At 66.5% G+C, this 25,142-nt stretch carries 27 protein-coding genes; 16 read left to right on the forward strand and 11 right to left on the reverse strand.

The genetic code is table 11. The annotated features are described in order from the left end of the window. The first annotated feature begins 201 nt into the window (after positions 1 to 201). Positions 202 to 1,203, forward strand: a complete 1,002-nt coding sequence (locus AC56LK_RS18070) for a lysozyme inhibitor LprI family protein (RefSeq protein ID WP_497185866.1) — start codon at positions 202 to 204, stop codon at positions 1,201 to 1,203. On the opposite strand, the gene AC56LK_RS18075 is transcribed toward AC56LK_RS18070, so the two are convergent. The 6 genes from AC56LK_RS18075 to AC56LK_RS18100 all read right to left on the reverse strand — a co-directional run bounded on the left by AC56LK_RS18075 (position 1,194) and on the right by AC56LK_RS18100 (position 5,179). Then, on the reverse strand, positions 1,194 to 2,414 hold the full coding sequence (locus AC56LK_RS18075) for an MFS transporter (protein ID WP_497185867.1): 1,221 nt from the start codon (positions 2,412 to 2,414) through the stop codon (positions 1,194 to 1,196). The genes AC56LK_RS18070 and AC56LK_RS18075 overlap by 10 nt on opposite strands. A gap of 7 nt (positions 2,415 to 2,421) precedes the next feature. Beyond that, entirely contained in the window at positions 2,422 to 3,294 is an 873-nt protein-coding gene (locus AC56LK_RS18080) for a hypothetical protein (RefSeq protein WP_497185895.1), read from the reverse strand. Positions 3,295 to 3,311: 17 nt separating this feature from the next. After that, positions 3,312 to 4,097 carry a hypothetical protein gene (locus AC56LK_RS18085; protein ID WP_497185868.1) on the reverse strand — a complete coding sequence of 262 codons (786 nt, stop codon included), beginning with the start codon at positions 4,095 to 4,097 and terminating at the stop codon, positions 3,312 to 3,314. Further along, positions 4,094 to 4,603 carry a hypothetical protein gene (locus AC56LK_RS18090; RefSeq protein ID WP_497185869.1) on the reverse strand — a complete coding sequence of 170 codons (510 nt, stop codon included), beginning with the start codon at positions 4,601 to 4,603 and terminating at the stop codon, positions 4,094 to 4,096. The genes AC56LK_RS18085 and AC56LK_RS18090 overlap by 4 nt, the downstream gene beginning before the upstream one ends. A gap of 33 nt (positions 4,604 to 4,636) precedes the next feature. Continuing rightward, positions 4,637 to 4,927, reverse strand: a complete 291-nt coding sequence (locus AC56LK_RS18095) for a DnaJ domain-containing protein (RefSeq protein ID WP_497185870.1) — start codon at positions 4,925 to 4,927, stop codon at positions 4,637 to 4,639. A 108-nt stretch (positions 4,928 to 5,035) separates the two neighbouring features. Beyond that, positions 5,036 to 5,179, reverse strand: coding sequence for a hypothetical protein (locus AC56LK_RS18100; protein ID WP_497185871.1), 144 nt, complete (start codon positions 5,177 to 5,179; stop codon positions 5,036 to 5,038). A 143-nt stretch (positions 5,180 to 5,322) separates the two neighbouring features. Between AC56LK_RS18100 and AC56LK_RS18105 the strand changes: the two genes are divergently transcribed. The 3 genes from AC56LK_RS18105 (at position 5,323) to AC56LK_RS18115 (ending at position 10,027) form a co-directional block, all read left to right on the forward strand. Beyond that, on the forward strand, positions 5,323 to 7,080 hold the full coding sequence (locus AC56LK_RS18105; RefSeq protein WP_497185872.1) for a glutamine--tRNA ligase/YqeY domain fusion protein: 1,758 nt from the start codon (positions 5,323 to 5,325) through the stop codon (positions 7,078 to 7,080). A gap of 242 nt (positions 7,081 to 7,322) precedes the next feature. After that, a complete protein-coding gene (locus AC56LK_RS18110; protein ID WP_497185873.1) occupies positions 7,323 to 9,143 on the forward strand; it encodes a sensor histidine kinase in 1,821 nt (606 codons plus the stop codon). Positions 9,144 to 9,385: 242 nt separating this feature from the next. Then, a complete protein-coding gene (locus AC56LK_RS18115) occupies positions 9,386 to 10,027 on the forward strand; it encodes a glycine-rich domain-containing protein (protein ID WP_497185874.1) in 642 nt (213 codons plus the stop codon). 53 nt (positions 10,028 to 10,080) lie between these two features. On the opposite strand, the gene AC56LK_RS18120 is transcribed toward AC56LK_RS18115, so the two are convergent. From AC56LK_RS18120 to AC56LK_RS18130, 3 genes are all read right to left on the reverse strand, one after another. Next, the gene (locus tag AC56LK_RS18120) at positions 10,081 to 10,347 is read right to left on the reverse strand and encodes a hypothetical protein (protein WP_497185875.1); all 267 of its coding nucleotides are present in this window, start codon (positions 10,345 to 10,347) and stop codon (positions 10,081 to 10,083) included. A 249-nt stretch (positions 10,348 to 10,596) separates the two neighbouring features. Then, positions 10,597 to 10,824, reverse strand: coding sequence for a hypothetical protein (locus AC56LK_RS18125; protein WP_497185876.1), 228 nt, complete (start codon positions 10,822 to 10,824; stop codon positions 10,597 to 10,599). Then, positions 10,821 to 11,729, reverse strand: coding sequence for an SDR family oxidoreductase (locus AC56LK_RS18130; protein WP_497185877.1), 909 nt, complete (start codon positions 11,727 to 11,729; stop codon positions 10,821 to 10,823). Before AC56LK_RS18130 ends, AC56LK_RS18125 begins: the two co-directional genes overlap by 4 nt. Before the next feature lie 149 nt (positions 11,730 to 11,878). Between AC56LK_RS18130 and AC56LK_RS18135 the strand changes: the two genes are divergently transcribed. From AC56LK_RS18135 to AC56LK_RS18160, 6 genes are all read left to right on the forward strand, one after another. Next, positions 11,879 to 12,907 (forward strand): CDP-6-deoxy-delta-3,4-glucoseen reductase, encoded by a 1,029-nt coding sequence (locus AC56LK_RS18135; protein ID WP_497185878.1) that lies wholly within the window; start codon positions 11,879 to 11,881, stop codon positions 12,905 to 12,907. Positions 12,908 to 12,966: 59 nt separating this feature from the next. Then, positions 12,967 to 14,235 carry an MFS transporter gene (locus tag AC56LK_RS18140; protein WP_497185879.1) on the forward strand — a complete coding sequence of 423 codons (1,269 nt, stop codon included), beginning with the start codon at positions 12,967 to 12,969 and terminating at the stop codon, positions 14,233 to 14,235. Further along, complete coding sequence (locus AC56LK_RS18145) at positions 14,232 to 14,924, forward strand: response regulator transcription factor (RefSeq protein WP_497185880.1); 693 nt, start codon at positions 14,232 to 14,234, stop codon at positions 14,922 to 14,924. The genes AC56LK_RS18140 and AC56LK_RS18145 overlap by 4 nt, the downstream gene beginning before the upstream one ends. Continuing rightward, complete coding sequence (locus AC56LK_RS18150) at positions 14,917 to 16,137, forward strand: HAMP domain-containing protein (RefSeq protein ID WP_497185881.1); 1,221 nt, start codon at positions 14,917 to 14,919, stop codon at positions 16,135 to 16,137. Before AC56LK_RS18145 ends, AC56LK_RS18150 begins: the two co-directional genes overlap by 8 nt. A gap of 68 nt (positions 16,138 to 16,205) precedes the next feature. Then, positions 16,206 to 17,081, forward strand: coding sequence for an extracellular catalytic domain type 1 short-chain-length polyhydroxyalkanoate depolymerase (locus tag AC56LK_RS18155; RefSeq protein ID WP_497185882.1), 876 nt, complete (start codon positions 16,206 to 16,208; stop codon positions 17,079 to 17,081). Positions 17,082 to 17,208: 127 nt separating this feature from the next. Continuing rightward, positions 17,209 to 17,583 (forward strand): HPF/RaiA family ribosome-associated protein, encoded by a 375-nt coding sequence (locus tag AC56LK_RS18160; RefSeq protein WP_497185883.1) that lies wholly within the window; start codon positions 17,209 to 17,211, stop codon positions 17,581 to 17,583. A gap of 41 nt (positions 17,584 to 17,624) precedes the next feature. Here AC56LK_RS18160 and AC56LK_RS18165 read toward each other — a convergent pair whose 3' ends face one another. Then, a complete protein-coding gene (locus AC56LK_RS18165) occupies positions 17,625 to 18,434 on the reverse strand; it encodes a helical backbone metal receptor (protein WP_497185884.1) in 810 nt (269 codons plus the stop codon). A gap of 104 nt (positions 18,435 to 18,538) precedes the next feature. Between AC56LK_RS18165 and AC56LK_RS18170 the strand changes: the two genes are divergently transcribed. Beyond that, complete coding sequence (locus tag AC56LK_RS18170; protein ID WP_497185885.1) at positions 18,539 to 19,504, forward strand: GGDEF domain-containing protein; 966 nt, start codon at positions 18,539 to 18,541, stop codon at positions 19,502 to 19,504. A gap of 98 nt (positions 19,505 to 19,602) precedes the next feature. Further along, positions 19,603 to 21,051, forward strand: a complete 1,449-nt coding sequence (gene sbcB / locus AC56LK_RS18175; RefSeq protein WP_497185886.1) for an exodeoxyribonuclease I — start codon at positions 19,603 to 19,605, stop codon at positions 21,049 to 21,051. A 61-nt stretch (positions 21,052 to 21,112) separates the two neighbouring features. Here the strand turns inward: sbcB and pyrF are convergent, their stop codons facing one another. Then, positions 21,113 to 21,934 carry an orotidine-5'-phosphate decarboxylase gene (pyrF, locus tag AC56LK_RS18180; protein WP_497185887.1) on the reverse strand — a complete coding sequence of 274 codons (822 nt, stop codon included), beginning with the start codon at positions 21,932 to 21,934 and terminating at the stop codon, positions 21,113 to 21,115. A 144-nt stretch (positions 21,935 to 22,078) separates the two neighbouring features. On the opposite strand from pyrF, the gene AC56LK_RS18185 reads away from it, so the two are divergent. The 4 genes from AC56LK_RS18185 to AC56LK_RS18200 are packed head-to-tail and all read left to right on the forward strand — an operon-like array spanning position 22,079 to position 24,870. Then, positions 22,079 to 22,690 carry a LemA family protein gene (locus tag AC56LK_RS18185; RefSeq protein ID WP_497185888.1) on the forward strand — a complete coding sequence of 204 codons (612 nt, stop codon included), beginning with the start codon at positions 22,079 to 22,081 and terminating at the stop codon, positions 22,688 to 22,690. Between the two features lie 3 nt (positions 22,691 to 22,693). Beyond that, on the forward strand, positions 22,694 to 23,551 hold the full coding sequence (locus AC56LK_RS18190) for a TPM domain-containing protein (protein WP_497185889.1): 858 nt from the start codon (positions 22,694 to 22,696) through the stop codon (positions 23,549 to 23,551). Continuing rightward, positions 23,551 to 24,060, forward strand: coding sequence for a TPM domain-containing protein (locus tag AC56LK_RS18195; protein ID WP_497185890.1), 510 nt, complete (start codon positions 23,551 to 23,553; stop codon positions 24,058 to 24,060). The genes AC56LK_RS18190 and AC56LK_RS18195 overlap by 1 nt, the downstream gene beginning before the upstream one ends. 45 nt (positions 24,061 to 24,105) lie before the next feature. Beyond that, positions 24,106 to 24,870 (forward strand): SDR family NAD(P)-dependent oxidoreductase, encoded by a 765-nt coding sequence (locus tag AC56LK_RS18200; RefSeq protein WP_497185891.1) that lies wholly within the window; start codon positions 24,106 to 24,108, stop codon positions 24,868 to 24,870. The last annotated feature ends 272 nt before the right edge of the window (positions 24,871 to 25,142 follow it).

A 25,142-nucleotide genomic window follows, 5' to 3' on the forward strand; every position in this document is an offset into this window, starting at 1 on the left:
CTCCTGAACGTAAAGCGGTGACACCGCTGGAATCAACCACTTTAGACCTCCCAGCAGGGATATCAAGCACGCATTTCAGCCGTGCGCGCGTCAAGCCTGGGGCAGTGAGAATTCGAGGATTTGCGGACCGCAGGAATGCAGTAAGGTGATGCCATCATTCACTTTGCCTGTACCTTGCCCATGTCCAGACCATCGCATCGCATGTTGTTCAGTGCCCTCGTGCTCGCCGGCATGGTGCAGGCCGCTCCCTATCCGAACACGAGCAACTTCGGCGTCCCCTTTTCCCAAAACGAATCCTGGTACCGCCAGTGCATGCGGGTCGAAGGGCGCAGCGCGCCGGGCCTGAGCGGCAAGCTGCCGGCACAACGCTGCAATGCGAGCGATCTCTACTACGACAAGCGCAGCCAGGCCCTCACGTCGGCAGCGGAATGGCGGCAGGTGCGCGCCTGCGCGCTGGCGCAGGAGGACGATGCCGTCCTGATGATGTTGTATGCGAACGGTTTTGGCGTGCAGCAAGACACCGACATCGCCATCCACCACGCCTGCAAGCTCGAGTTCATCGCGAAGGCGGAGATGGAGTCACGCATCGCCCATTTGAGCAAGCCACAGCCGGCCGGCGCCGTGTTCGACCAGTGCGACGACATCACAAGCGGCTATATGGGCAGTGTTTGCGCCGGCATCCGTGAGCGCCAGGCCGCGCGCATCCGCCAGGCGCGGCTGGATCGCCATGCGGCGGCGCTGCCGCCATCCGCAAGGCGCGTACTCACGCAACTGCGTGCCGCGGCCGACCGTTACGCAGCCGCAGCCGAGACCGACATGCAGGGCACTGCGGCACCAGGTCTGGCGATCGCGCGCAAAGGAAAGCTACAGGAACAGTTCGGCCACACCCTTACCAAGGTGCTCGACAACGGACTGCCTGCCGCGTCGCCGCAGGACCTCGCGCGCATCGACAGGGAACTCAACGCCGCCTACAAAGCCTTGATGTCGCCGGTGCCATCCGAAGCCGGACGGCCGGAGCGGGTCGGCGAGTCGACCGTCACGCGCGCCGAGGTGCGCGAAGCTGAACGGCGCTGGATCGCCTACCGCGACGCCTTCCTTGCGTTCCGGGCCCAACTGCCATCCGGCGCGAGCCGGGAGGCGATCGCGGTGGAACTGACGAGGCAGCGCCTGGCGGAGCTGAACGCGATCATGCGTTATCGCTGAGCCGGCAAGGTAGCGGCCGGCGCCAGCCGCCGCAGCCTCAGCGCGATGCCCATCGCCACGCCGAGCAGCGCGCCGAGCACCGCCACCACGCCGGGCCAGCCCCAGAGTTCCCATACATAGCCGGTGAACCAGCCGACCACGCTCGAGCCGAGGTAGTAGCAGAACAAATAGATGCCCGAAGCCAGGGCCTGCGGCGGCCGGGCGCGCCGCCCGACCCAGCTGCTGGTCACCGAGTGCGCGGCGAAGAAGCCGAAGGTGGCCAGGCCCGTTCCCAGCACGACCGCGACGACGGAATCGTGCAGCGTCACGAGCAGTCCCGCGATCATCGCGCCCATGAACAGCCACAGCACGTTGCGGCGCCCGAGCCGGTCGCCGAGCTTGCCCGCCCACATCGAGCTGAACATGCCCAGCAAATACAGCAGCGACACCGCGCCCACCGCGCTCTGGCTCAGGCCGAAGGGCGGCGCCAGCATGCGGTAGCTGATGTAGTTGTACAGGCTCACGAAACAGCCCATCAGGAGGAAAGGCAGCACGAACAGCCAGGGCAGGCCTTCGTCCGCCAGGTGGGTGCGCAGGCCGTCGAGGAAGCCCGGCCCCCTCGCCCGCTTGGTCTCGCCGTGGCGCGAGGGCGGCAGGCTGCGCGAGAACTCCCAGGCGGCGTACAGGCCGGCCGCACCCAACAAGCCGAGCGCGATGCGCCAGGATACGAAGTCGCTGATCACCGAGGACAGCACCCGCCCGCTCATGCCGCCGAAGGCGCTGCCGCTGATGTAGGTGCCCATGGCCAGGCCGAGCGAGGTCCCTTCGATCTCGTCGCTGAGGTAGGCCATCGCCACCGCCGGCAGGCCGCCCAGCACGAAGCCGAGCAGCACGCGCACGCCGACCAGCTGGGTGTAATCGAGGGCGAAGGCCGACAGCAGGGTCAGCAGCGCGCCGCCGACCATCGAGGCGACCATCAGCTGCTTGCGGCCGATGCGGTCGGCCACGCTGCCCGATGCCAGCAGCGCCACCGCCAGCGTCGCGGTGGACACCGACAAGGCCAGGCTCGATTGGGCGGGAGTGAGGGAGAAATCCTGCGCCAGCAGCGGCATCAGCGGCTGGACGCAGTAGAGCAATGCGAAGACGGAGAAACCGCCGAAGGCCATCGCGCGGTTGATGCGGCGGAATTCCTGGCTTCCCGCCGCGATCGGACCGCGCTCGGCGCTGTTCATGACCGGCTTAGGGCAAATCCGCGTCGAGCTCGGACCCGGCGTAGTTTTCCAGCTCGGTGAAGAGCTGCTTCATGCTCGCCTTGGTCCCGATGTGCTGCAGCACCGTGCAGTGCTCGCGGTAGGTGGCGATGCGCTCGGCGATGATGGGCTGGTGGGTGGCGGGCACCTGCGCCATCAGTTCGGCCCAGCCGGATTCGAAGTCCGGCTTGTTCTTGCGCACCGATTTCACCAGGCGCTCGAATTCCTTCTGGCCGGTGCGCGCCGTGATGCGCCCGCCGCCCTCGACCGCGAAGATGATCGCCAGCGCGATCACGCCTTCGGCGTTCAGGTCCGGATCGTTGATCGGACCTTCGTAGTGATGGCGGCGGATCCACTGGGCCGCGCGCACGATCGCCTGCACGCCCTGGCGCTGCTTCAGCTGGGCGAGATAACGCTCGTAGCCGGACCAGGACTCGCCCGGGTCGGCCGTGCACAGGTCGACGAAGAGTTCCTTCAGGCGGCGCTGGGAATAGATCGGGTCGACGTCGTACTCGCCCACCAGGCTGTCTTCGGGCAGCGCGGACAGATCCTTCACCAGGCGGAAACCCTGCTGGAATACCAGCTCGGCGCCCTCCTCGATCAGGATGTCGAGCGCATCGAGGTCGTCGTCGCTGTCGACCAGGTGCTCGAGGCCGAGCGAGACGCCGCCCACGGTCAGCAGCAGCGCGCGCTGGATGCCTTCGGCGGTGCGGTCGTTGGTGAACTTCTCGGCCACCATGGCGGTGATGCCGGACAGTTCGTCCGCCAGCACCGCGGTTTCCTCGTCCGTGGCTTCGCCCGGCAGCAGCTTGATGGCGCGCACCAGGCGCGGCAGCTTCTCGATGACGATGGCGGGCAGCATCGTTCCGGTCGCCCCGCTCACGAGAAGATGTCCGTGCCCATGCTGCGGCGGGTGCCGCGGCGCGGCATGCTGCGCACCGAAGGCACCTGGCGGCGCAGGCGGTACAGCAGTTCACGCGTGTTGCGCTGCATGAAGGGCGATTCTTCGTCCGGATCGTCCGGCAGCTCGACGTCGGCGAGGTCGGCGCTGTGGCGGAATTCCGGGAACAGTTCGAGCAGCGAACGCTCCCAGCCGTCTTCGCTGGCCTTGGCCAGGTCGACCGCCAGCGGCACGATGTCGCTGTCGCCGCTGGTCTGGCCCGTCACGTAGCGGCCTTTCGCCAGGATTTCGCCGGCCACCTCGAGGATTTCCTTCGGCGCCAGCGACCACAGGATCGCGAACACGGTCGCGCCGTAGTCGGTGGCCGAGGCTTCGTGCAGCAGTTCGTGGCGGCGGTCTTCGTCGTCGTTGGCGTAGACGATGCCGTGCACGTGGTTGAACAGGTTCTCGGCGATGCGCTCCGGATCGTCCTCGATCAGGTTGTCCGGCCAGGTGGCGGCGATGTAGGCCAGGCTCTCGGCCCAGGCCTTGGGCGGCACCAGCAGGGTGGCGACCGAGGTCTTGGCGCCGTCGAAGCCGGACAGGTGCAGCGCGGTGACCTGCGGCGGCAGGGTCGACAGCACTTCGACGACCGCGTAGTCGCCGTGCTCGTCGGCGGCCTTCGAGAACGCCTCCTCGGCGTGCTCGAGCGAGCCGGCCAGCACCAGTTCGCTGACCTGCCTGGTCAGCGCGGGCAGGTTGGCTTTGTTCCCTTCGTCGCTCATTCGCGCTCTCCGTCTGCATCGAACAGCTGGGTGAAGTCGTCGGTGGCGGCGCTGTCTTCCATGTCGTCGTCCTCGCCCTCGTCGCCTTCGGCCAGGCGGTCGAGCGAGCGGTCTTCGTCGTCCCAGCGGCCCTGGTTCTTGTACAGGAAGGCCGTGATGATGGCCTGGCGCGCCAGTTCCGGATAATTCGCGGTCATCGCCTCGTACATGGCGCGGCCTTCGTCACCGCTGCACTCGGCCATCGCGAACACGCGCGAAGGATCGCTGCCTTCGTAGTCGGCGGCCTCGCGCAGCAGGCCTTTCGGATCCTTGAACTTGATGCAATCAACGAGCGCGAAGGCCATCAGGTTGACGTCGTCCAGGCCCGATCCGCCGGCGTACTCGGACACCAGCGCGTTGACCATCATGTCGTAGTTCTTCCTGTTGGGCGGGTCGCCCAGCGTGCCCTCGATCTGTCCTTCCAGTTCGCGCGACTGGAACGAAAATTCGGGATGTACGTTTTTCATTGTGTGTCCTGTTGATTCAATGGTGGGCGCAGCTCAGTGCGGCAAATTCACGCCGTTCAGCGCGAACACCGAGCGCCACAGCTCGAAGGCTTCGGCCTCGGCGTCGAGCACGATGCGGTGGTTGACGCTCTGGTTGTATTCGGCGCGCCTGGCCGGATCCGACAGGATCTCGTAGGCCTTGGTGACGGCCTTGAAGCGCGCTTCGGCGCCCGGCGCCTGGTTGCGGTCCGGGTGGTAGCGCATCGCCAGCGAACGGTAGACCTTCTTGATCTCGTCGTCGCCGGCATTCGGGGCGACGCCGAGGATCGCGTATAAATTTTCCAAAGAGACTCTCCCGGCAAAGGCCGTAAAGCAAAGCCGCAAGACGGCCAATCCGAGATTATCCTATATAAAACGATAAGCTGGCGAGGCCGGTGCTTTTACGGGAACCGTTCAGCGGCGGTAAGGCTGGACGGGAGGCGGCGTGTGCGGACCCGCCTGCGGCGTGGCCAACTGAGGCGCCTGGGGCAGCGGCATGCCGGCCAGGGCCAGCAGCCAGGCGCGGACCAGGTCCGGATGGGTGGCGAGGGTTTTCATGGTTGAGCCTTGCGAAAGAACCGTATGGCCCCAGTATGTCTCCACCAAACGCTGCCTACCGTGCGCTCCACCACATACAGGGGCGGCTGCCCCCTGCATTACGGTAAAATGTGCGCAACTTACCTATACAGAACTCTTTTTCCATGAGCAACGAAAAGAATACGCCGGCCGCTGCGGGCAATCCCCCATCGTCCAATTTCCTGCGCGCCATTATCGAAAACGATCTGGCGGCCGGGACGCATGCGCGCGAAGGCATGCCGCCCGTCATCACCCGCTTCCCGCCGGAGCCGAACGGCTACCTGCACGTGGGCCATGCCAAGTCGATCTGCCTGAACTTCGGCCTGGCGCGCGACTACAACGGCCGCTGCCACCTGCGCTTCGACGATACCAATCCGGAGAAGGAAGACCAGGAATACGTCGACACCATCATGGATTCCGTGAAGTGGCTCGGCTTCACCTGGGAACAGGGCGACGGCCAGTATCTGCACTACGCCAGCGACTATTTCGACAAGCTGTACGAGATGGCGGAATACCTGATCCGCGAAGGCAAGGCCTACGTGGACAGCCAGAGCGCCGCCGACATGGCGAAGAACCGCGGCAACTTCGGCACGCCGGGCACCAACTCGCCCTTCCGTAACCGTCCGGTGGAAGAATCGCTGCAGATCTTCCGCGACATGAAAGCCGGCAAGTACAAGGACGGCGAGCACATCTTGCGCGCCAAGATGTCGGAAGACGCGATGGCCTCGCCGAACATGACCAACCGCGACCCGGCCCTGTACCGTATCCGCCATGCGCACCACCACCGCACGGGCGACGACTGGTGCATCTACCCGATGTACGACTACACGCACCCGATCTCGGATGCGCTGGAGTCGATCACCCATTCGATCTGCACCCTGGAATTCCAGGACCACCGCCCGATGTACGACTGGCTGGTGGAGACCCTGGCCGACGGCGGCTTCTTCCCGCGCCCGGTGCCGCGCCAGTACGAGATGGCGCGCCTGAACCTGACCTACGTCGTCACCTCCAAGCGCAAGCTGCGCCAGTTGGTGGACGAAGGCGTGGTGACCGGCTGGGACGACCCGCGCATGCCGACCATCGTCGGCCTGCGCCGCCGCGGCTATACGCCGGAATCGATCCAGCTGTTCTGCGAGCGCATCGGCGTCTCCAAGGCCGACGGCTGGATCGACATGAGCACGCTGGAAGGCGCACTGCGCGACGACCTGGATCCGAAGGCGCCGCGCGCCATCGCGGTGCTGCGTCCGCTGAAGCTGATCGTCGACAATTTCCCGGAAGGCGAATCGGTGGAATGCACCTCGCCGGTCCACCCGCATCATCCGCAACTAGGCGTGCGTACCTTCCCGTTCACGCGCGAACTGTGGATCGAGCAGGAAGACTTCATGGAAGTGCCGACCAAGGGCTACCACCGCTTCACGCCGCCGGTCGGCGACCAGCCGGGTGCGCGCGTGCGCCTGAAGTACGGCTACGTGGTCGAGTGCACCGGCTTCGACAAGGATGCGGACGGCAAGGTGACCGCGGTGCACGTGAAGTACTTCGAGGATTCGAAGTCTGGCACGCCGGGCGCGGACAACTACAAGGTCAAGGGCAACATCACCTGGGTCAGCGCGGCCACCGCGCTCGAGGCCGAGGTGCGCCTGTACGACCGCCTGTTCACGGAACCGCAGCCGGACGCCGGCGGCAAGGACTTCAAGGCCGCGCTCAACCCGAACGCGCTCGAGACCGTGACCGCCTACCTGGAGCCGGGCATGAAGGATGCAGTGGCCGACCAGCGCTTCCAGTTCGAGCGCCACGGTTACTTCGTGGCGGACCGCGTGGATTCGCAGACGGGCAAGCCGGTGTTCAACCGCGTGACGACGCTGAAGGACAGCTGGGGCAAGTAAGTTCTTCCCGCGCCATACTGCCGACGGGAGAGTCGGCGGTATGCGCGCTCCCTTCCCCGGCGAAACGTTTCCATTTCGTTCACTTTCGTTGCATATATGCCATACCTATCAGGCCTGATAGGTACTTCGTTCTGTGAACAAGCTTAGCGTATGAATGTTTGTCGCATTATAGCGACGCATTCACCTAGCAAGCGAGGTTACGGACTATGCTCCCCCGCCGCCACTCATCCCATCTGGTCGTGATGCCGACGACGATGCTGACCGGCGCCCTGCTGTCCGTGACGGTCGGCACCGTCCTCTACCTGGCCACCGCCAAGGCGATCGAGAGCGACGCCCAGACGCGGTTCCGCGGCATGGCGCGCACCGCCCAGTTCGCGATCGACGCCCGCATCAAGAGTTATTCCGACGTCCTGCGCGGCGCGGCCGGGCTGTTCCGCGCCAGTAACGAGGTCGGTCCCGAGGAATTCCGTCACTACGTCGAACAGCTCGACACGCCGCGCAACTTCCCTGGCATCGAAGTCATGAATTACGCCCGCAGCGTCGGCCCGGCTGAACTGCAGGCAGTGGACGCGGACGTGCGGCGCCGGCTGCGCCAGTACGGCATGCCGGAGCCTGCCAGGGAACTGCGTCCCCTGCCCGGCCGCGACAGCTACACGATTCTCGTCTACATGGAACCGGCCACCCCGCAAACGCTCGACAAGCTCGGCCTCGATCTGGAAGCGCGCAGCTACATCCGCCGCACGGCGGCCCAGTCGCGGGACTACAATACCATCGCCGCTTCGGGCTTCCGCGTCAGAATACTGCCCGGCCCCATTCAGAACGTGCTCGCGATGCGCTTGCCGGCGTACCGGGGCGGCATGCCGATCGACACCGTCGCCCAGCGCCGCGCCGCCTATCTCGGCTCCGTCGGCATCGGTTTCGGCGTCAACAAGATGGTCAACGGCGTACTCGAGGGTTTCCCGGTCGGTGGGGTGCGCCTGGTCCTCACCGACCTCAACGATGTGCCTCAGGAACCGGGCGAGAACCGGATCAGCGCGGTCCTGTACGACAGCCATGCGGCGGCAAACCTGCCGCCGCCCGTGTCCGACGACGCCGAACTGCTGAAGGCCAGCCTGCCGATCGAATTCAACCAGCGCCAGTGGCGCGCCGATTTCAGTGTCGCCAAGTCCGCGCTGTACACGCGCTTCGACCTCTACTACCCCTGGATGGCCGCCCTCGCCGGCTCGCTCAGCACGGCCCTGCTGTATGCGCTGTTCCAGACCATGGCCTCCTCGCGCCGCAGCGCCCTGCGGATGGCCGAGGACATGACGCGCGAGCTGCGCGCGAGCCAGGGCAAGCTGCAGGCTACCAACGAGAAGCTGCGCCAGCTCGCGGCGCACGCGGAACAGATCAAGGAAGCCGAACGCAAGCGCATCGCGCGCGAGATCCACGACGAGCTCGCGCAAAACCTGCTGGCGCTGAAGATCGAGGCCGAGTTCCTCGCCAACCGCACCCGCGACAAACACGGCCGTCTGCACGAACGCGCCAGCGCGACGGTGCGTCAGATCGACCTGACCATCCGCAGCGTGCGCCAGATCATCAACGACCTGCGGCCGAACGTGCTCGACCTCGGCCTGAATGCGGCGGTCGACTGGCAGGTGAGCGACTTCGCGCGCCGCACCGGCATCGCGTGCGAGCTGGTCGAGGACGAAACCGAATACCACATCGACGATCAGTCCGCCACCGCCCTGTTCCGCATCCTGCAGGAGTCACTCAACAACGTGGCGCGGCATGCACGTGCGAGCAAGGTACGGATCGACCTGCACCGGCACGCGGACATGCTGACCATGACGATCCGCGACAACGGCATCGGCATGCAGCCGGGCAGCCGCAACCGCAACGGTTCCTTCGGCCTGGTCGGCATCGAGGAGCGCATCAACATCCTCGGCGGCAGCTTTTCGATCAGCAGCGGCCCGGACACCGGCACTACCATCGTCGTCACCATTCCCGTGGGCGGATATCTGCCCGGGGCAACCGCTTTCCGTGCACACGACAGCGATGTCGTGTTGCCGGCCATCGCCTGACACATGCAGCGGATGTGCCGCCATGTTGTCTCGTTTCAGCACAGCTGTTTCTCGGTTGACAGAACTCAACATTAAGCCTGACCGGCGGCAGGACAATAGCTATCACTGCCACCGGTCAAGACGCAGTTCTTGGCTTCCGATAAAAGCGCCACATTCTTTAAGGAGGAGTCTCTGACGTACCGCTTCAACACTAGGGATTAAAAGAATGCCTTAACAAACAGTTCAATAAAAAGGTGATAACTATGTCGACTAACGAATTCGCAGCCTTCGCAGCACTCGATCTCGCTCCGATCAAAATGAAACTGATGCATGTGGAATCCGGTGAGGGCTGGTCCGCGTTACGGGCCGATGCAGTGGAAACGGAATACCGCCGCTTCCTCTTCCTGATGAAGAAATACCCCGACGCGCAGGCCTCGCCGACCGTCGACGTCGACACCTTCTGGCACTATCACATCCTCGACACGATGAAGTACGCGCAGGACTGCGAAGCCGTGTTCGGTTACTTCCTGCACCACTATCCGTACGTCGGCATCGGCGCCAATGCGAGCGACGGCGACCACGCTGCCGGAGGCGAGCGCATGCGCGAAATCTACGAAGCGGAATTCGGCGCCTGGTCTGCCGCGAACGCAGCGAATGCATTCTGTTCCTCGCCGGGCAAGCCGGGCGAAACCGCCGGCGCCACGTTCGCCTTCTGCTCCTCGCCGGGCAAGCCGCGCGAAACCGCCGGCGCCGCGTTCGCCTTCTGCTCTTCGCCGGGCAAGCCGCGCGAAGCCGTCAATGCCGCGTACGCCTTCTGCTCCTCGCCCGGCAAGCCGTCGCAAGCGCAGTCTGATGCCGTCGAATATTGCGCCGCTCCGGGCAAGGCGCTGTCGCACGCAGCCTGACTTTTCTCCCTCAACGGCCGGTATGGCGACAGGCCATACCGGCCGTTTTTCATTCAGCAGGCCAGCGCGTGGCCATGCTGCGGCCTGACCATCAGCTCGCGCAGTTCACGGATGCTGAACTCGCTCTCCTCATGCATGCGCAGCAGCAGCGTGGCGCCGATCGGCAGCGTATTGTGGCGAATCTTGCTGATTACCGGCGGCGCGACTTCGAGCACGCGCGACAACGCGGCGTCGTTCTTCAGGCGGAGCCTGGCGATGATGGCGTCGAGGACGCGGTTCGGGTCGTACTCCGCGCCGGGCGGAAGGCGTCTGATGGGCATGTGCTTCTTTCAGGATTGTTAGTTATTTGCCACTTTCCGTGGTCTTTAGGGAATTATTTGCATACCGGGCCGCAAAGGCATCATTCGTATGGCTTTTTTACCAACGGACGAAATGATACACACTCGACTTGATGTTTGCACAAGGCGCTGTCATTTTTGAAGGCAGGGACGCACGAAGGCCTCCGGCAAGGCCGGAAGCCTTCGAAGGTCTGAGGGAAATGCCGCCCCGGCTGCAGGGCGGCGGAAGGATTACTTCTTTTTCGCGGGAGCGGCCTTGGCCAGCCCGCTGGCCTGGTACAGGGTGCGCGCGTCGGTATGCGCCCGTTCGACGGTGCGCATCTCGGGATTGTCGTCGTGGGCGACGAAATATTCCTTGTCCTGCGCGGCGACGACGATCTTGATGGCGGCGGCGTCCTTGACGCCGTATTTTTCGACGATGAGCGTGGTCACTTCGTCGAGGTATTCTTCATAGGTCATGCTGGCCTCTCGTTCTGGGTGCCCGATTGTACCTGCGCCAGCGCCGCCGCGACATCCGGATAACGCAGCCGCACGCGCAGTTCGCCCTTGAGCCGCGTATTGTCCAGGCGGCGCGATTCGGACATGAAGGACAGCAGGGTCGGCGTGACCACTGCCTGCAGCTCGGCGCGCGGCAGGCGCGGCGGGCGCGCCAGCCCGAACGCGTCGGCCACGGCGTCGAAATAGTCGCCCATCTTCATGCGCGTATCGTCCACCGCGTGCAGCACCCGGCCGCCGCCGGCGGCGCGGAACAAGGCCAGCGCCACGATGCGCGCCAGGTCGTCGGCGTGGATGTGGTTGGTGTACACGTCGTCTTCCGGCCGCAGGGCCGGCGTGCCCTGCTCCAGCCGCTTGATCGGCAGGCGGCCGGCGGCATAGATGCCCGGCACGCGCAGGATCGCCAGGCGCGCGCCGCCTGCCAGCGCCCAGGCGCGCAGCACCCGCTCGGCATCGACGCGGCGCTGCGCCCTGGCATTGCGCGGCGCCACCGGCCGCGTCTCGCGTACCAGTTCGCCGCCGCAGTCGCCGTACACGCCGCTCGTGCTCACGTAGACCAGGCGCGCCGCCTTGCCGAGCGCCGCCGCCAGGTGGCGCGTGCGGCGGTCGACGCTGCCTTCGGGCTGCGGCGGCGCGAGGTGGACGACCCAGTCGGCCAGGCCGCGCAGGCGGCGCAGCGTCGCCGGACGATCCAGGTCCGCCACGATCGGCACGGCGCCCGCGGCACGCAGTTCGGCGCAGCGCTCGCGCTGGCTGGTGAGGGCAAAGATGCGGAAGCGCCCGGCCAGCAGCGGCAGCAGGCGCATGCCGACGTCGCCGCAGCCGACGACGAGCAGGCGTGGACGGTGGAAAGGGGCGGGCTGGATCATGGACGAGGGTGCGGGATGAAAGCTTGCTACTCTAGCACAGCGCCCCGGCCGGCGTTTCGCGGCTTTCAAGGTGGCGGTGTAGAATACCGCCCATCAAACCCTGTCGAATCAACGGCTTGCCGCGCGCAGCCACCAACCGCCTACACCGCATGACCTTCCAGATCACCGTCCAGCCCAGTGGCCACCAGTTCACCTGCGAAGCCGACGAAACCGTCCTCTCCGCCGCCATCCGGGCCGGCATCGGCCTGCCCTACGGCTGCAAGAACGGCGCCTGCGGTTCGTGCAAGGGCAAGGTACTCGACGGCGAACTGACCCACAAGCCGCACCAGCAGCGCGCCCTGACCGACGTCGAAAAGACCCAGGGCATGTCGCTGTTCTGCTGCGCCGTGCCGCAGCAGGACCTGGTGATCGAAGCGCGCGAAGTGGGCGGCAGTTCGGAGTACCCGGTGCGCAAGATGCCGACCCGGATCGCCGGCATCCGCAAGGCCGCCCCTGACGTCGCCATCGTCACGCTGCAGCTGCCGGCCAACGAAGCCCTGGCCTACCGCGCCGGCCAGTACGTCGAGTTCCTGCTCAAGGACGGCAAGCGCCGCGCCTACAGCATCGGCTGCGCGCCCTCGTTCAGCGGCCCGCTCGAGCTGCACATCCGCCACCTGCCGGGCGGCCTGTTCACCGACCACGTCTTCGGCGCCATGAAGGAGCGCGACATCCTGCGCTTCGAAGGCCCGCTCGGCACCTTCTTCCTGCGCGAGGAATCCGACAAGCCGATCGTGCTGCTGGCCTCGGGCACCGGCTTCGCCCCGGTGAAGGCCCTGGTCGAGCACCTGATGCACCTGAAGTCCACCCGCCCCGTGCGCCTGTACTGGGGCGGCCGCCGCCCGCAGGACCTGTACATGGACGAACTGTGCCGCGCATGGGAAACCACCTTGCCGGACTTCCGGTACGTCCCGGTGATCTCGGACGCGCTGCCGGAAGATGCCTGGCAGGGCCGCACCGGCTACGTGCACGCGGCCGTGATGCAGGACATCCCGGACCTGTCGGGCCACCAGGTCTATGCCTGCGGCGCGCCCATCATGGTGGAATCGGCGCGGCGCGACTACGTGGCCCAGTGCGGACTGCCGGAAGACGAGTTCTTCGCGGACGCCTTCACCAGCGAAGCGGACCTGGCCCAACCATAAGGGCCAGATTCGGGCACAATGCATGGGTAGCAACCCAGCATTGTCCCCGAAAGCCCTTCATGTCCCTGCTGTCCTCTTCCAGCGGCCTGGCCGTCCTGCGCAACCGCAACCTCGCCTTCTACCTCTCCGGCCGCTTCCTCGGCACCCTCGCGGTGCAGATGCAGAGCGTGGCCATCGGCTGGCAGGTCTACCAGATCACCGGCAGCCTGTTCGACCTCGGCCTGATCGGCCTGGCGCAGTTCGCGCCCTTCCTGGTACTGATCCTGTGGGCCGGCCACGTGGCCGACCGCTACAACCGCCGCAACATCGTCCTGCTGTGCATGGCCACCCAGCTGCTCTGCAGCCTGCTGCTGGTCGGCTTCACCGCCGCATCTTCGACAACCAGCAGCAGCGTCGTCTGGCCGGTGTTCGCGATCCTGGTGCTGTTCGGCTCCGCGCGCGCCTTCATGATGCCGGCCTCGCAGGCGGTGCTGAAGAACCTGGTGCCGGACCGCGACTTCAGCCAGGCCGTGGCCCTGGGCTCCTCGAGTTTCCACGTGGCGGTGATCGCCGGCCCGATCGTCGGCGGCCTGCTGTACGTGTTCGGCCCGATGACCGTGCACCTGGTCGCGGCCAGCCTGCTGACGGTGGCGGTGCTGTGCATGTCGCGCACCCGCGCGGCCCGGCAGGCACGCAGCCAGGGCCCGGTGAGCCTGGCTTCGCTGTTCGAAGGCCTGCGCTTCGTGCGCTCGCGCCCGATCGTGCTGGGCGCGATCTCGCTCGACCTGTTCGCGGTGCTGTTCGGCGGCGCCACCGCCCTGCTGCCGGCCTATGCGCACGATGTGCTGCATGCCGGCCCCACCGCCCTCGGCTGGCTGCGCAGCGCGCCCGGCCTGGGGGCGGCGCTGTGCTCGATCGTGCTGGCCTTCCATCCGATCACGCGCCGGGTCGGCCTGTGGATGTTCGGCGGCGTCGCCGTGTTCGGCCTCTGCACGCTGGTGATGGGCTGGACCGACAGCCTGCCGGTGGCCCTGGCCGCCCTGTTCATCCTCGGCGCCGGCGACATGGTGAGCGTCTACATCCGCCACCTGCTGGTGCAGCACGAGACGCCGGACGACATCCGGGGACGCGTCAGCGCGGTGAACTCGGTCTTCATCGGCGCTTCCAATGAGCTGGGCGAATTCGAATCGGGCGTCACCGCCGGCTGGCTCGGCCTGACCCGCGCGATCCTGCTGGGCGGGGCGGCCACGCTGGTCGTGACCGGCCTGTGGGCAGTGCTGTTCCCGGTGCTGTCGCGCATGGACCGCTTCCCGCACCACGACAAGGAACCAGAAAGCGTGAAGGCATGAGCCGCCCGGTGCTGAGCGTGCTGGTGGTCGAGGACCATCCGACCATCGCCCGCCAGCTGGTCGACTTCCTCGAAGGCCTGGGCTGGCAGCCCGACCACGCCGGCACCGGCGCCCTGGCCATCCGGCTGGCCACGCAGCAGCCCTACGACGTGGTGCTGCTCGACCTGAACCTGCCCGACGTCGACGGCCTGCAGGTGTGCCGCGAGATCAAGGCACGGGCGCCGAGCAACGTGCCGGTCCTGATGCTGACGGCGCGCGACGCCTTCGAGGACAAAGCCCAGGGTTTCCGCGAAGGCGCCGACGATTACCTGGCCAAGCCCTTCGACCTGCGCGAGGTCGCCCTGCGCTGCGAAGCGCTGGCGCGGCGCGGCGCCCTGCACCAGCAGCAGGAGATGCGCGTCGGGCCCCTGACGCTGCTCACCAGGGAAAAACGCGCGCTCTACGACGGCGCGCCGCTGGCCCTGACCCAGCTCGGCTTCAACATCCTGCTCCTGCTGTGCCGGGAGTACCCGCGGCCGGTTCCGCGCGCGGCCCTGGTCCAGCACCTGTGGGGCGCCAGCCCGCCCGACAGCGACGCCCTGAAGTCGCACATCTACAGCCTGCGCAAGGCGCTGGAACAAGCCTCCGGACGCAAGATGCTGGCCACCATCCTGCAGTTGGGCTACCGCCTCGACCTCGGCGATGTTTAGATCGATCCGCCACAGCCTGTTCGCCGCGCTGGCAGGCTTCACCATCCTGATCTGCCTGTGCTACACGGGCCTGGCGGTAATCATCGCCTACGTCACCGAAGACATGCTGGTGGAACGGCTCATGATGCGCGAGGCAGCCGCCATCGACAGTCACTTTGCCCGCCACGGCAGCCTGCCCCGCCCCGGCAGCGACCTGGTCACCCTCCATACCAGCCGCGCGACGCTGCCCGCCGTGGTGCGCGCGGCGACCTCGCCCGCCGACCGGCGCGCCGAGGTGTTCACCGACGGCGGCCGGCACTACCACCTGATGCAGCGCGACCTGCCCGGCGGGGCCGGCCGCATCGCCATGCTGGCCGACGTCGGACCGCTGCTGGTGGTGTCGAAGGTGGTGCAGGACGTGGGCGGGGTGCTGGTCTTCGTGGCGGCCGGCCTGGTCGCGCTGGCCCTGCTGCTGGCCTGGCTGCTGGCGCGGCGCCTGGTACAGCCGCTGCAGGTCCTGGCGCAGGAAGCCCGTGCCCTGGATCCGGGCGCCGCGGCCAGCTTCAGCGCCCGCCACCGCCCCGACGAGATCGGGGTCCTGGCGGAGCGCCTGGAGACCAGCTTCAACGCACTGCAGGCCGCCCTGCGCCGCGAGCACGACTTCACGCGCGACGTCGGCCACGAGCTGCGCACCCCGCTCACCGTCATGAACAACACCCTGGCACTGGCCGCCGCGCGCCCGCTCGGCCGTGCGGAGATCGGACAGCTGCGGGCGGGACTGGACGAACTGCGCGCCACCATCGACGTCCTGTTCGCGCTGGCCCGCGCCGGGCACATCGGACACGCCGTGTTCGACCTGCGCGCCTGCATCGAGGGCGTCCTGCTGCGCATGCCCGGGGCGGAACACTGGGACGAGGACCGCCTGCAGCTCACACTCCCTGAGCGGCTGCCGGTGGACGGCAACCAGCAGCTCGCCGCCCTGCTGGTCAGCAACTGCGTGGGTAACGCCTTGTTCCATGGCGGACCGCAGGCCAGACTCATCATTGGCTACGCGGGCGGACGGCTCGCCATCGCCAACACGGTCGATGCGGCGCGCGCCGGCCAGGTGCAGGGTTTCGCCCACGGGCAGAACCTGCTGGCACGGGTCGCCGCCGCCATGGGCTGGGAGATCGCCTTCTACCCGGGCGAAACGCGCTACCGGGTCGAGATCGTCCCGCGTCCGGCGCGCGGATAGTCCGCGGATTTCACCGCGATTTCACCACGCCCTCTTTAGGCTGGGTGCTCCATCAATAGGGAGCACCCATGAAAATCCTGATCGCCCTGCTGGTCCTGTCCAGCGTCTGCAGCAGCGCCCTTGCCCAGGTGAGCAGCCTGGTCCACAAGGAAGAGAAACGCCGCTACATCGTCTACACCCCACCCTCCTACGACAGCGAGCCGCAGCAAGCCTATCCGGTCGTGTTCAACTTCCACGGCGGCGGCATGAGCATGGCCGAGCAGATGCTTTATACGGGCATGAACCGCGCGGCCGAGCGCCACCGCTTCATCGTGGTCTACCCGCTGGGGATCAAGCAGGACTGGAACGTCGGCTTCGGCATGCCCTGGCTTGGGGGCACCGACGACGTCGGCTTCACCGAAGCCCTGCTGGCCAAGCTCAGGAAGGAGTACCGGATCGACGCGGCGCGGGTCTACGCCACCGGCCTGTCGCGCGGCGGTTTCTTCGCGCTGCGCCTGGCCGCCGAGCTGCCGGAGAGCTTCGCGGCGGTGGCCTCGGTGGGCGGGCCGACGCCCGAGCCGCTGGTCATGAACCACAGCAAGACCGGCAAGGTCGGCGTCATGCTGATCCACGGCAGCGCCGACAAGGTGGTCGCCTACGAGGGCAAGCCTACCGGCTACCTGTCGGCCATGGACAGCCAGCGCTACTGGGTCAAGCGCAACGGCCTGGAGGCGGCGCCCGGACAGACGCGCAGCATCGACACCGACCGCGGCGACGGCACCGAGGTCAGCGTCCTCGAGCAGGGCGACGGCGACACGCGCGTGGCCCTGGTGACGGTCAAGGACGGCGGCCACACCTGGCCGGGCGCCGATGCCTTCAATGTTGGCCTGCCGATCGGCAAGACGACGCGCGACATCGATGCGAACGAGCTCATCTGGCAATTCTTCAGCAGGCACCGGCGCTGACAGGATGGCTGGCTTGCAATATGGACGCCCTTGCAAGTTGCCCGGGCGGCCCCACCTGTCGTAACGGGACGCGGCCAAAATCGCGCCGCAGGTAAGATGTAATCGTTATGACAACAGGAGCAAGCATATGCAAATCAACGTCAATACCGACCGTACCATCAGCAAGAGCCCGGGCCTGGACGAACACGTGCAAACGGTGGTGAACGGCGCGATCGGCCGTTTCAGCGACCATCTGACCAGTGTCGAAGTCCACCTGAGCAACGAAAACCGTGAAAAGCATGCCGACGGCGGCAATTCCTGCATGATGGAAGCGCGTGTGCGCGGCTACCAGCCGGTTGTCGTCCACGAGCATGCCGAGGAATTGCACCAGTCGATCAAGAACGCCGGCAGCAAGCTCGCGCGCGCCCTCGACAGCGCCCTCGGCCGCCTGCAGGACAAGAACAAGCATACCTCCCCGGCCATCGACGATCCGCTGTCGGACAAGCACCTGAGCGACTCGTAAGACAGCATCCGGCGCACGCCCTGCTCCCGGGCGTGCGTTGCTTACGCCGCCGCCCCTTCCACCATCGCCCTTACTTCGCGCAGGTAGCGCAGGCCCGCCAGCGCGCGGCTGCCGTACCACGACATCATTTCCCCATCGACCAGGAAGACCGGGATGCCGAGCTGCTTCTCGAGCGCGTCCGCGTGCGCTTCCGTGAAGCGGTAGGGCTCGGTGGACAGCAGGACGGCGTCGAGCCCGGCTACCAGTTGCTCGGACCAGTCGAAGCGCGGATAGCGCGCCTCGCCAAGCGGCGGAATCGTCCAGCCCAGTTCGGCCAGCATGGCGGCGATATAGGTGTCCTTCGACACGCTCATCCAGGGGTCTTGCCAGATGCAGTACAGCACGGTGCGCTGCGGCGCACGGGGCAGCGCACGCAGGGCCGCCTGCTCGCGTTCGAAGTCCGCGCACCAGCGCTCGGCCGCCTCTCCGGCCCCGAAGATGCCGCCCATCAGCCGCGCCAGCGCCAGGTTGTCGCCCGGGACCAGCGGGTGGGTGACGACGATGTTCGGCACGAATTCCGCCAGCTGCTCCACGGTCGGTTTTTCGTTCTCGTCGATGTTGACCACGAGGTGGGTCGGCGCCAGCTTGCGGATCTTCTCGATGTTCACGTCTTTGGTGCCGCCGACCTTCGGAACCGCGTCCACGACCGCGCGCGGATGGATGCAGAAACCGGTGCGGCCGGCCAGTTGCCCCGCCAGGCCGAGATCGCACAGCAGTTCGGTAATCGAGGGCACCAGCGACACGATGCGGGCGCCCGGTGCGGGAACATGTTGGCGGCCGAGGGCATCGACCAGGTCGGAAGGATTCGTCATGGCCGCCATTTGACCACTGTTGTTTCTAAAACGCCACCCAGTGCGCATGAGTTGCGATGGGTTATCATGCTGGGCCGTAATGACGCTTTCCTCCTGAGAATCCCTTGGACCAGATCGGCACCTTCGGTGCTTCCCCCTACACCACGCGCGAGCTGCAGCTGTTCCGCGATGCCGACGACCCGGTCGTCGCGGCGGCGCTCGCCCCTTGCGCGGTGATCCGGCTGGCGGCCGGCCAGCGCGTCGAGGACGGGCTGCGCGCGCGCCTCTACATCGTGCTCTCGGGCACCCTGGAAGTCGCGCCGGACGCCCACAGCGGCAACGAGGACAGCGGCGTGACGCGGGTGCTGCCCGGCGAAAGCGTGGGCGAGCAGGCCGTGCTGGACGACGCGGTGAACCTGGCCGCGATGACCGCGCTGGAAGACTGCGAGCTGCTGGTGATCGAACCGGACCTGGTGTGGCAGCTGATCGACCGCTCGAACGTGCTGGCGCGTAACCTGCTGCGCCTGCTGTCCTTCCGCGTGCGGGCCGCCAACGCCCAGCTGAAGCGGCGCCAGAAGCTGGGCGAGTTCTACCGCCAGCTCTCGCTCAACGACGGCCTGACCGGCCTGTACAACCGCGCCTGGCTCAACGAGATGCTGCCCAAGCTGGCGACGCGGGCGCGCCAGGACGGCAGCCCGCTGTCGATCATCATGATCGATCTCGACCACTTCAAGCGCTTCAACGATACCCACGGCCACATCGCCGGCGACGCCGCCCTGTCGAGCGCCGCGAACGTGATCCGCGAGTCGCTGCGCCCGTCGGACTTTGCGGTGCGCTATGGCGGCGAAGAACTGATGGCGGTACTGCCGGACACCCCGACCGGCCTGGCCGAGATGGTGGCCGAGCGCCTCGCCGAGCGCCTGCGCACGGCCATGGTCTTCCCCGACATGCGCCTGCCCTTACCGCATATTACGGGCTCGTTCGGCGTGGCCAGCCTGGCGCCCGGCGGCGACGAGCATGGCCTGATGGCGGAGGCCGACGCCGCCCTGTACCGCGCCAAGCAGGCGGGACGCGACCGCGTCAGTATTTGAGCGGGCCGGTGCCGCGCCGATTTCACGGCTGACGCCGTGCGCAATCTGTGCCACCATGTCGCCTGCCCGCCCTCCATGGGGCGACACCATAACAACACATGAGCACGCATACCTTCCTCTGGCACGACTACGAAACCTTCGGCGCGGTCCCGCGCCGTGACCGCCCGGCCCAGTTCGCCGCCATCCGCACCGACGCCGAGCTGAACGAGATCGGCGAGCCGATCATGCTGTATTGCCAGCCGGCGCCGGACTTCCTGCCCGATCCGCAATCCTGCCTGATCACCGGCATCACGCCCCAGCATTGCCTGGAACATGGCGTGCCGGAGCACGAATTCGCGCGCCGCATCGAGGCCGCCTTCAGCGAGCCCGGCACCATCGGCGTGGGCTACAACACGATCCGCTTCGACGACGAAGTCACGCGCCACCTGTTCTGGCGCAACCTGATCGACCCCTACGCGCGCGAATGGCAGAACGGCTGCGGGCGCTGGGACTTGCTGGACGTGGTGCGCATGACCTATGCGCTGCGCCCGGACGGCATCGAATGGCCCAGCAAGGAAGACGGCAAGCCGAGCTTCCGCCTGGAACACCTGACTGCCGCCAACGGCCTGGTCCACGATGCGGCCCACGACGCGCTGTCGGACGTGCGCGCCACCATTGCGCTGGCCCGCCTGATCAGGCAGAAGCAGCCGAAGCTGTTCGATTTTTGTCTGGAATTGCGCCGCAAGGACCGGGTCGCCGCCGAGATGGGCCTGCACCTGGACCCGTCGCAGCGCCAGCCTTTCCTGCACGTGTCCGGCATGTTCCCGGTCGAGTACGGCTGCCTGGGCCTGGTATGGCCCCTGGCCCAGCACCCGACCAACAAGAACGAGATCCTGGTGTGGGACTGCCGTCACGATCCGTCGGAACTGTTCGAGCTGGACGTCGACACCATCCGCACCCGCATGTTCACCCGCGGCGCCGACATGCCGGAAGGGATGACGCGCCTGCCGATCAAGAGCGTGCACCTGAACAAATCGCCGATGCTGGTCGGGAACCTGAAAACCTTGCACCCAAGCATGGCGGCGCGCTGGGACATCGACCTGGAGCGCGGGCGTGCGCATGCGTCGCTGGCGGCCGCCGGACGCAACATGAGCGCGATCTGGGCCGAGGTGTTCAAGAAGCCGGCCTCGGGCATTGAGGTCGACGTCGATGAAGACCTGTACGGCGGCTTCGTCGGCAATGGCGACCGCCGCAAGCTGGAATCGCTGCGCCACGAGAAACCCGAAGCGCTGGCCGGGGTGCGGCCCTCCTTCGAGGACGAGCGCCTGGGCGAGCTGTTCTTCCGCTACCGGGCGCGCAACTTCCCGCAAACCTTGTCGGAAGCGGAGATGCAGCAGTGGGAGGCGCACCGGGCGGCACGCCTGTTCGACGGCGCTGGGGGAGCGCGCACGGTCGACCAGCTGTTCATGGAGATCGATGCGCTGTCGGAGAGTGCGGACGAGCGGGCGGAGGAGATCCTGGGCGCGCTGTATGACTACGCGGAAGGGATTGCGCCGAGCAGGTATTGAAGCTGGAATGTACGTGGGTCCCGCCCGGGGCCCACTTTGTCAGCGCACCAAGAGCGCGTCCTTACCCCCGCGCCCCATTGATCGCATCCCGCGTCTCCATCGCCACCCTGCGCGCCGCAGCCGCGAAATCTTCCCCATCCCGCGGCGCCGCATACAGGATCGCCCGCGACGAATTGATCATCATCCCGGTCCCGTTCGCGCTACGCCCCGCCTTGACGGTCGCCTCCACATCCCCGCCCTGCGCCCCGACACCCGGGATCAGCAGCGGCATGTCGCCCACCAGCTTGCGCACCTGCGCAATCTCTTCCGGGAAAGTGGCGCCGACGACGAGCGCCAGTTGGCCGTTGCGGTTCCACTTCTCCGCCACCAGCTGGGCCACGTGCTGGTACAGCGGCCGTCCGCCCACGTCCAGGAACTGCAGGTCGGAGCCGCCCGCGTTCGAGGTTCGGCACAGCACGATCACGCCGCGGTCGGCCCATTCCAGGTAGGGCTCGACCGAATCGAAGCCCATGTAGGGGCTGACCGTCACAGCGTCCGCACCGTAGCGGTCGAAGGCTTCGCGTGCGTACTGGTGCGCGGTGGCGCCGATGTCGCCGCGCTTGGCGTCGAGCACCAGCGGGATGTGCGGATAGTTCTCGCGCAGGTAGCGGCAGATTTCTTCCAGCTGCGCTTCGGCGCCCAGCGCCGCGAAGTAGGCGATCTGCGGCTTGAAGGCGCAGGCCAGGTCGGCGGTGGCGTCGATGATCGCCTTGCAGAACTGGACGATCCCGTCCGGCTGGCCCTGCAGGTGGGCCGGGAAGCGCGCCAGGTCCGGGTCGAGCCCGACACACAGCAGGGAATTGTTGCGGGTCCATGCTGCGGAAAGTTTGTCGATGAATGTCACGTCGGGCCCCTTGTCAGTCGATTATTGCGAACCCATTATTGTACCCGCCAGCCATGAAGCTGGCCGAATGGACGCCGATGATGCGCCAGAATATCTTTACATCATGTATATTTTGACCATTCGACAACTTGCCATGGAAAGATCATGACATCATCCCTCTTCGCGCGCTGGACCCGTACCCTTGCTCTTGCCCTGCTCACCGGTTCGCTGCTGTCCGGTTGCGGCTACAACGAGTTCCAGACCAAGGACGAGGCAACCAAGGCGGCCTGGGGCGAAGTGGTTAACCAGTACCAGCGCCGTGCCGACCTGATTCCGAACCTGGTCAATACCGTGAAGGGCTATGCCTCGCACGAGCGCGAGACGCTCGAGGCCGTCACGCGCGCACGCGCCGCGGCCACCAGTTTCCAGATCACGCCCGAAGTTTTGAACGACCCGGCCGCCTTCCAGAAATTCCAGCAGGTGCAGGGCGAGCTGTCCGGCGCGCTGTCGCGCCTGATGGCCGTGTCCGAGAAGTACCCGGACCTGAAGGCCGACACCAGCTTCCGCGACCTGCAATCGCAGCTGGAAGGCACCGAGAACCGCATCACGGTGGCGCGCCAGCGCTACATCGCGTCGGTGCAGGACTATAACGTCACCGTGCGCAAGTTCCCGACCAACCTGACGGCCATGGTGTTCGGCTACGATACCAAGCCCTCGTTCACGGTCGAAAACGAAAAAGCGATCTCGACCGCGCCGACGGTCGACTTCGGCAAGTAAGCGATGTACGCGCCGACCGGAGGCCGCTTCCTTCGCTCCCTGTGGGCCCTGCTGCTGGCTTGCGTGCTGGCAGCGCCGGCCTTCGCCCAGCTCAAGCCGGTGCCGGCCCTGAGCGGGCGCGTCGTCGACGAAGCCGGCATGCTGGACGCCGCCCAGCGCGAGCGCCTGACCGCGGTGCTCGCCGACTACGAGGCGCGTACCGGGAGCCAGATCGCGGTCCTGCTGGTCAAATCGACCGAGCCGGAAGCGATCGAGCAGTTCAGCATCCGCGTTACCGACGCCTGGAAGCTGGGCCGCAAGGGCGTCGACGACGGCGTGCTCCTGATGGTCGCGCGCGACAACCCGAGTTCGCTGCGCAGGCTGCGCATCGAGGCCGGGCGCGGCGTGCAGGGCGTGCTGACCGATGCCCAGTCCAAACGCATCCTGCAGGACGTGATCGCGCCGCACTTCCGCCAGAACCATTATTACGAAGGCCTGGTGGCCGGCGTCGGCGCCATCGCGACCCTGCTGAACAAGGAAAGCTTCCCGGCTCCGGCCCGCCAACAGCAGCTTCCCCAGCGCCAGGCACAGCAGGATTCCGGCGGCGGCGGCTTCTCCATCTTCGGCATCCTGGCCCTGGTCATCGGCTTCACCCTGCTGCGCTCGATCTTCCGTCCGCGCCGCAGCCGGCTGTCCCCGAATCACTGGGGGCACCGCAGCAGCAGCGGCCTGGGCAACGTGGCCACCGGCATCATCCTCGGTAACATCTTGAGCGGTTCAGGACGCGGCGGCGGCTTCGGCGGCGGTGGCGGCTTCGGCGGCGGCGGCTTTTCCGGCGGCGGGGGCAGCTTCGACGGCGGCGGCGCCTCGGGAGACTGGTAATGGGTATCGGACAAAAGATCAAACGCGCCTGGCGCCACCTGGGCAGCAGCAGCGGCGAGGCCAAGCGCGCCTTTCCGGAGACCACGCTGACTGCGATCAGCGAAGCCATCACCGCCGGTGAACAGACCCACCGCGGCGAGGTCCGCCTGATCGTCGAGAAGGCCCTGCCCTTCGACGACGCCTGGGACGGCGTGAGCAACCGCCAGCGCGCGCTGGCCCTGTTCGCCGACTATGGCGTGTGGGACACCGAAGACAATTGCGGCGTGCTCATCTACATCAACCTGGCCGAGCACAAGGTCGACATCGTCGCCGACCGCGGCATCGACCGCAAGATCGACAGCGCCACCTGGCAGACGGTGTGCCGCACCATGACCGAGGGCTTCAAGGCAGGGCGCTTCCATGAGGCGACGCTGGCGGCCATCGGGCAGGTCAACGAGCTGCTGCGCCAGCACTTCCCGGCCGACGGCAGCCGCGCCAACGAATTGCCGGACAAACCTCTGATGTTGTAGCCTCGGCTGGATACAATGGCGGTTTTCAACACGATGAGAACCGCCATGAGACTAGCCAACAAGACCGCCATCGTCACCGGCGCCAGCCAGGGCATCGGCCTCGCCTGCGCCCGGCGCCTGGTGCAGGAAGGCGCGCGCGTCATGCTCGTCGACCTCCGTCCCGAGGGCGCCGATGCCGCCGCGGCGCTGGGCGAAGCGGCGCGCTTCCACCAGGCCGACGTCAGCCTGAAAGCCGACGTCGACGCGATGATCGCCGCTACGCTCTCCGCCTTCGACCAGATCGATATCCTCGTCAACAATGCCGGCGTGACGCATACGGCCGACTTCCTCGACCTGGAGGAAGAAGACTTCGACCGCGTCCTGCGCATCAACCTGAAATCGATGTTCCTGTGCAGCCAGGCCGCCGCCCGCGAGATGGTCAAGCGCCAGGCTGGCTGCATCATCAACATGTCCAGCGTGAACGCCGAACTGACCATCCCGAACCAGGTGCCCTACGTCGTCTCGAAAGGCGGCGTGAACCAGCTGACGCGCGTCGCCGCCATCAGCATGGCGGCGCATGGCATCCGTGTCAACGCAATCGGCCCGGGCACGATCCTCACTGAACTGGCGAAGAAAGCCGTGCTCGGCAGCCCGGAAGCGCGCCACACGATCCTGTCGCGCACGCCTTTGGGACGCTGTGGCGAGCCCGAGGAAGTCGCGTCGATCTGCGCCTTCCTGGCGAGCGACGACGCATCCTACGTCACCGGCCAGACGCTGTATGCGGACGGCGGCCGTATGGCCCTGAACTATACGGTGCCCGTGCGCGAATGACGCGAGACTACGGAAGAGTTAAATGAACAGATATGCGAAATATCAATGTCTGGTATCCGAATACTAAATTGGACATATATTTGGCAGCGCAGCATACTTGCACCTGTCTCCACTATTCTCCTCCAAGAAAATAGTTTTAAGCCCGCCTCGAGCGGGCTTTTTTTTGGTTCTTCGCGGGAAATGGGGGAAGACGGGATTGACGAACTGAGCGGGAGGTGGTGGCGGAGGTTTGATGTTGGTAGATTGATAGTCGCCAAACAAATCAGTCTGTC

The organism is Telluria sp. ZB4P36, assembly GCF_059685865.1.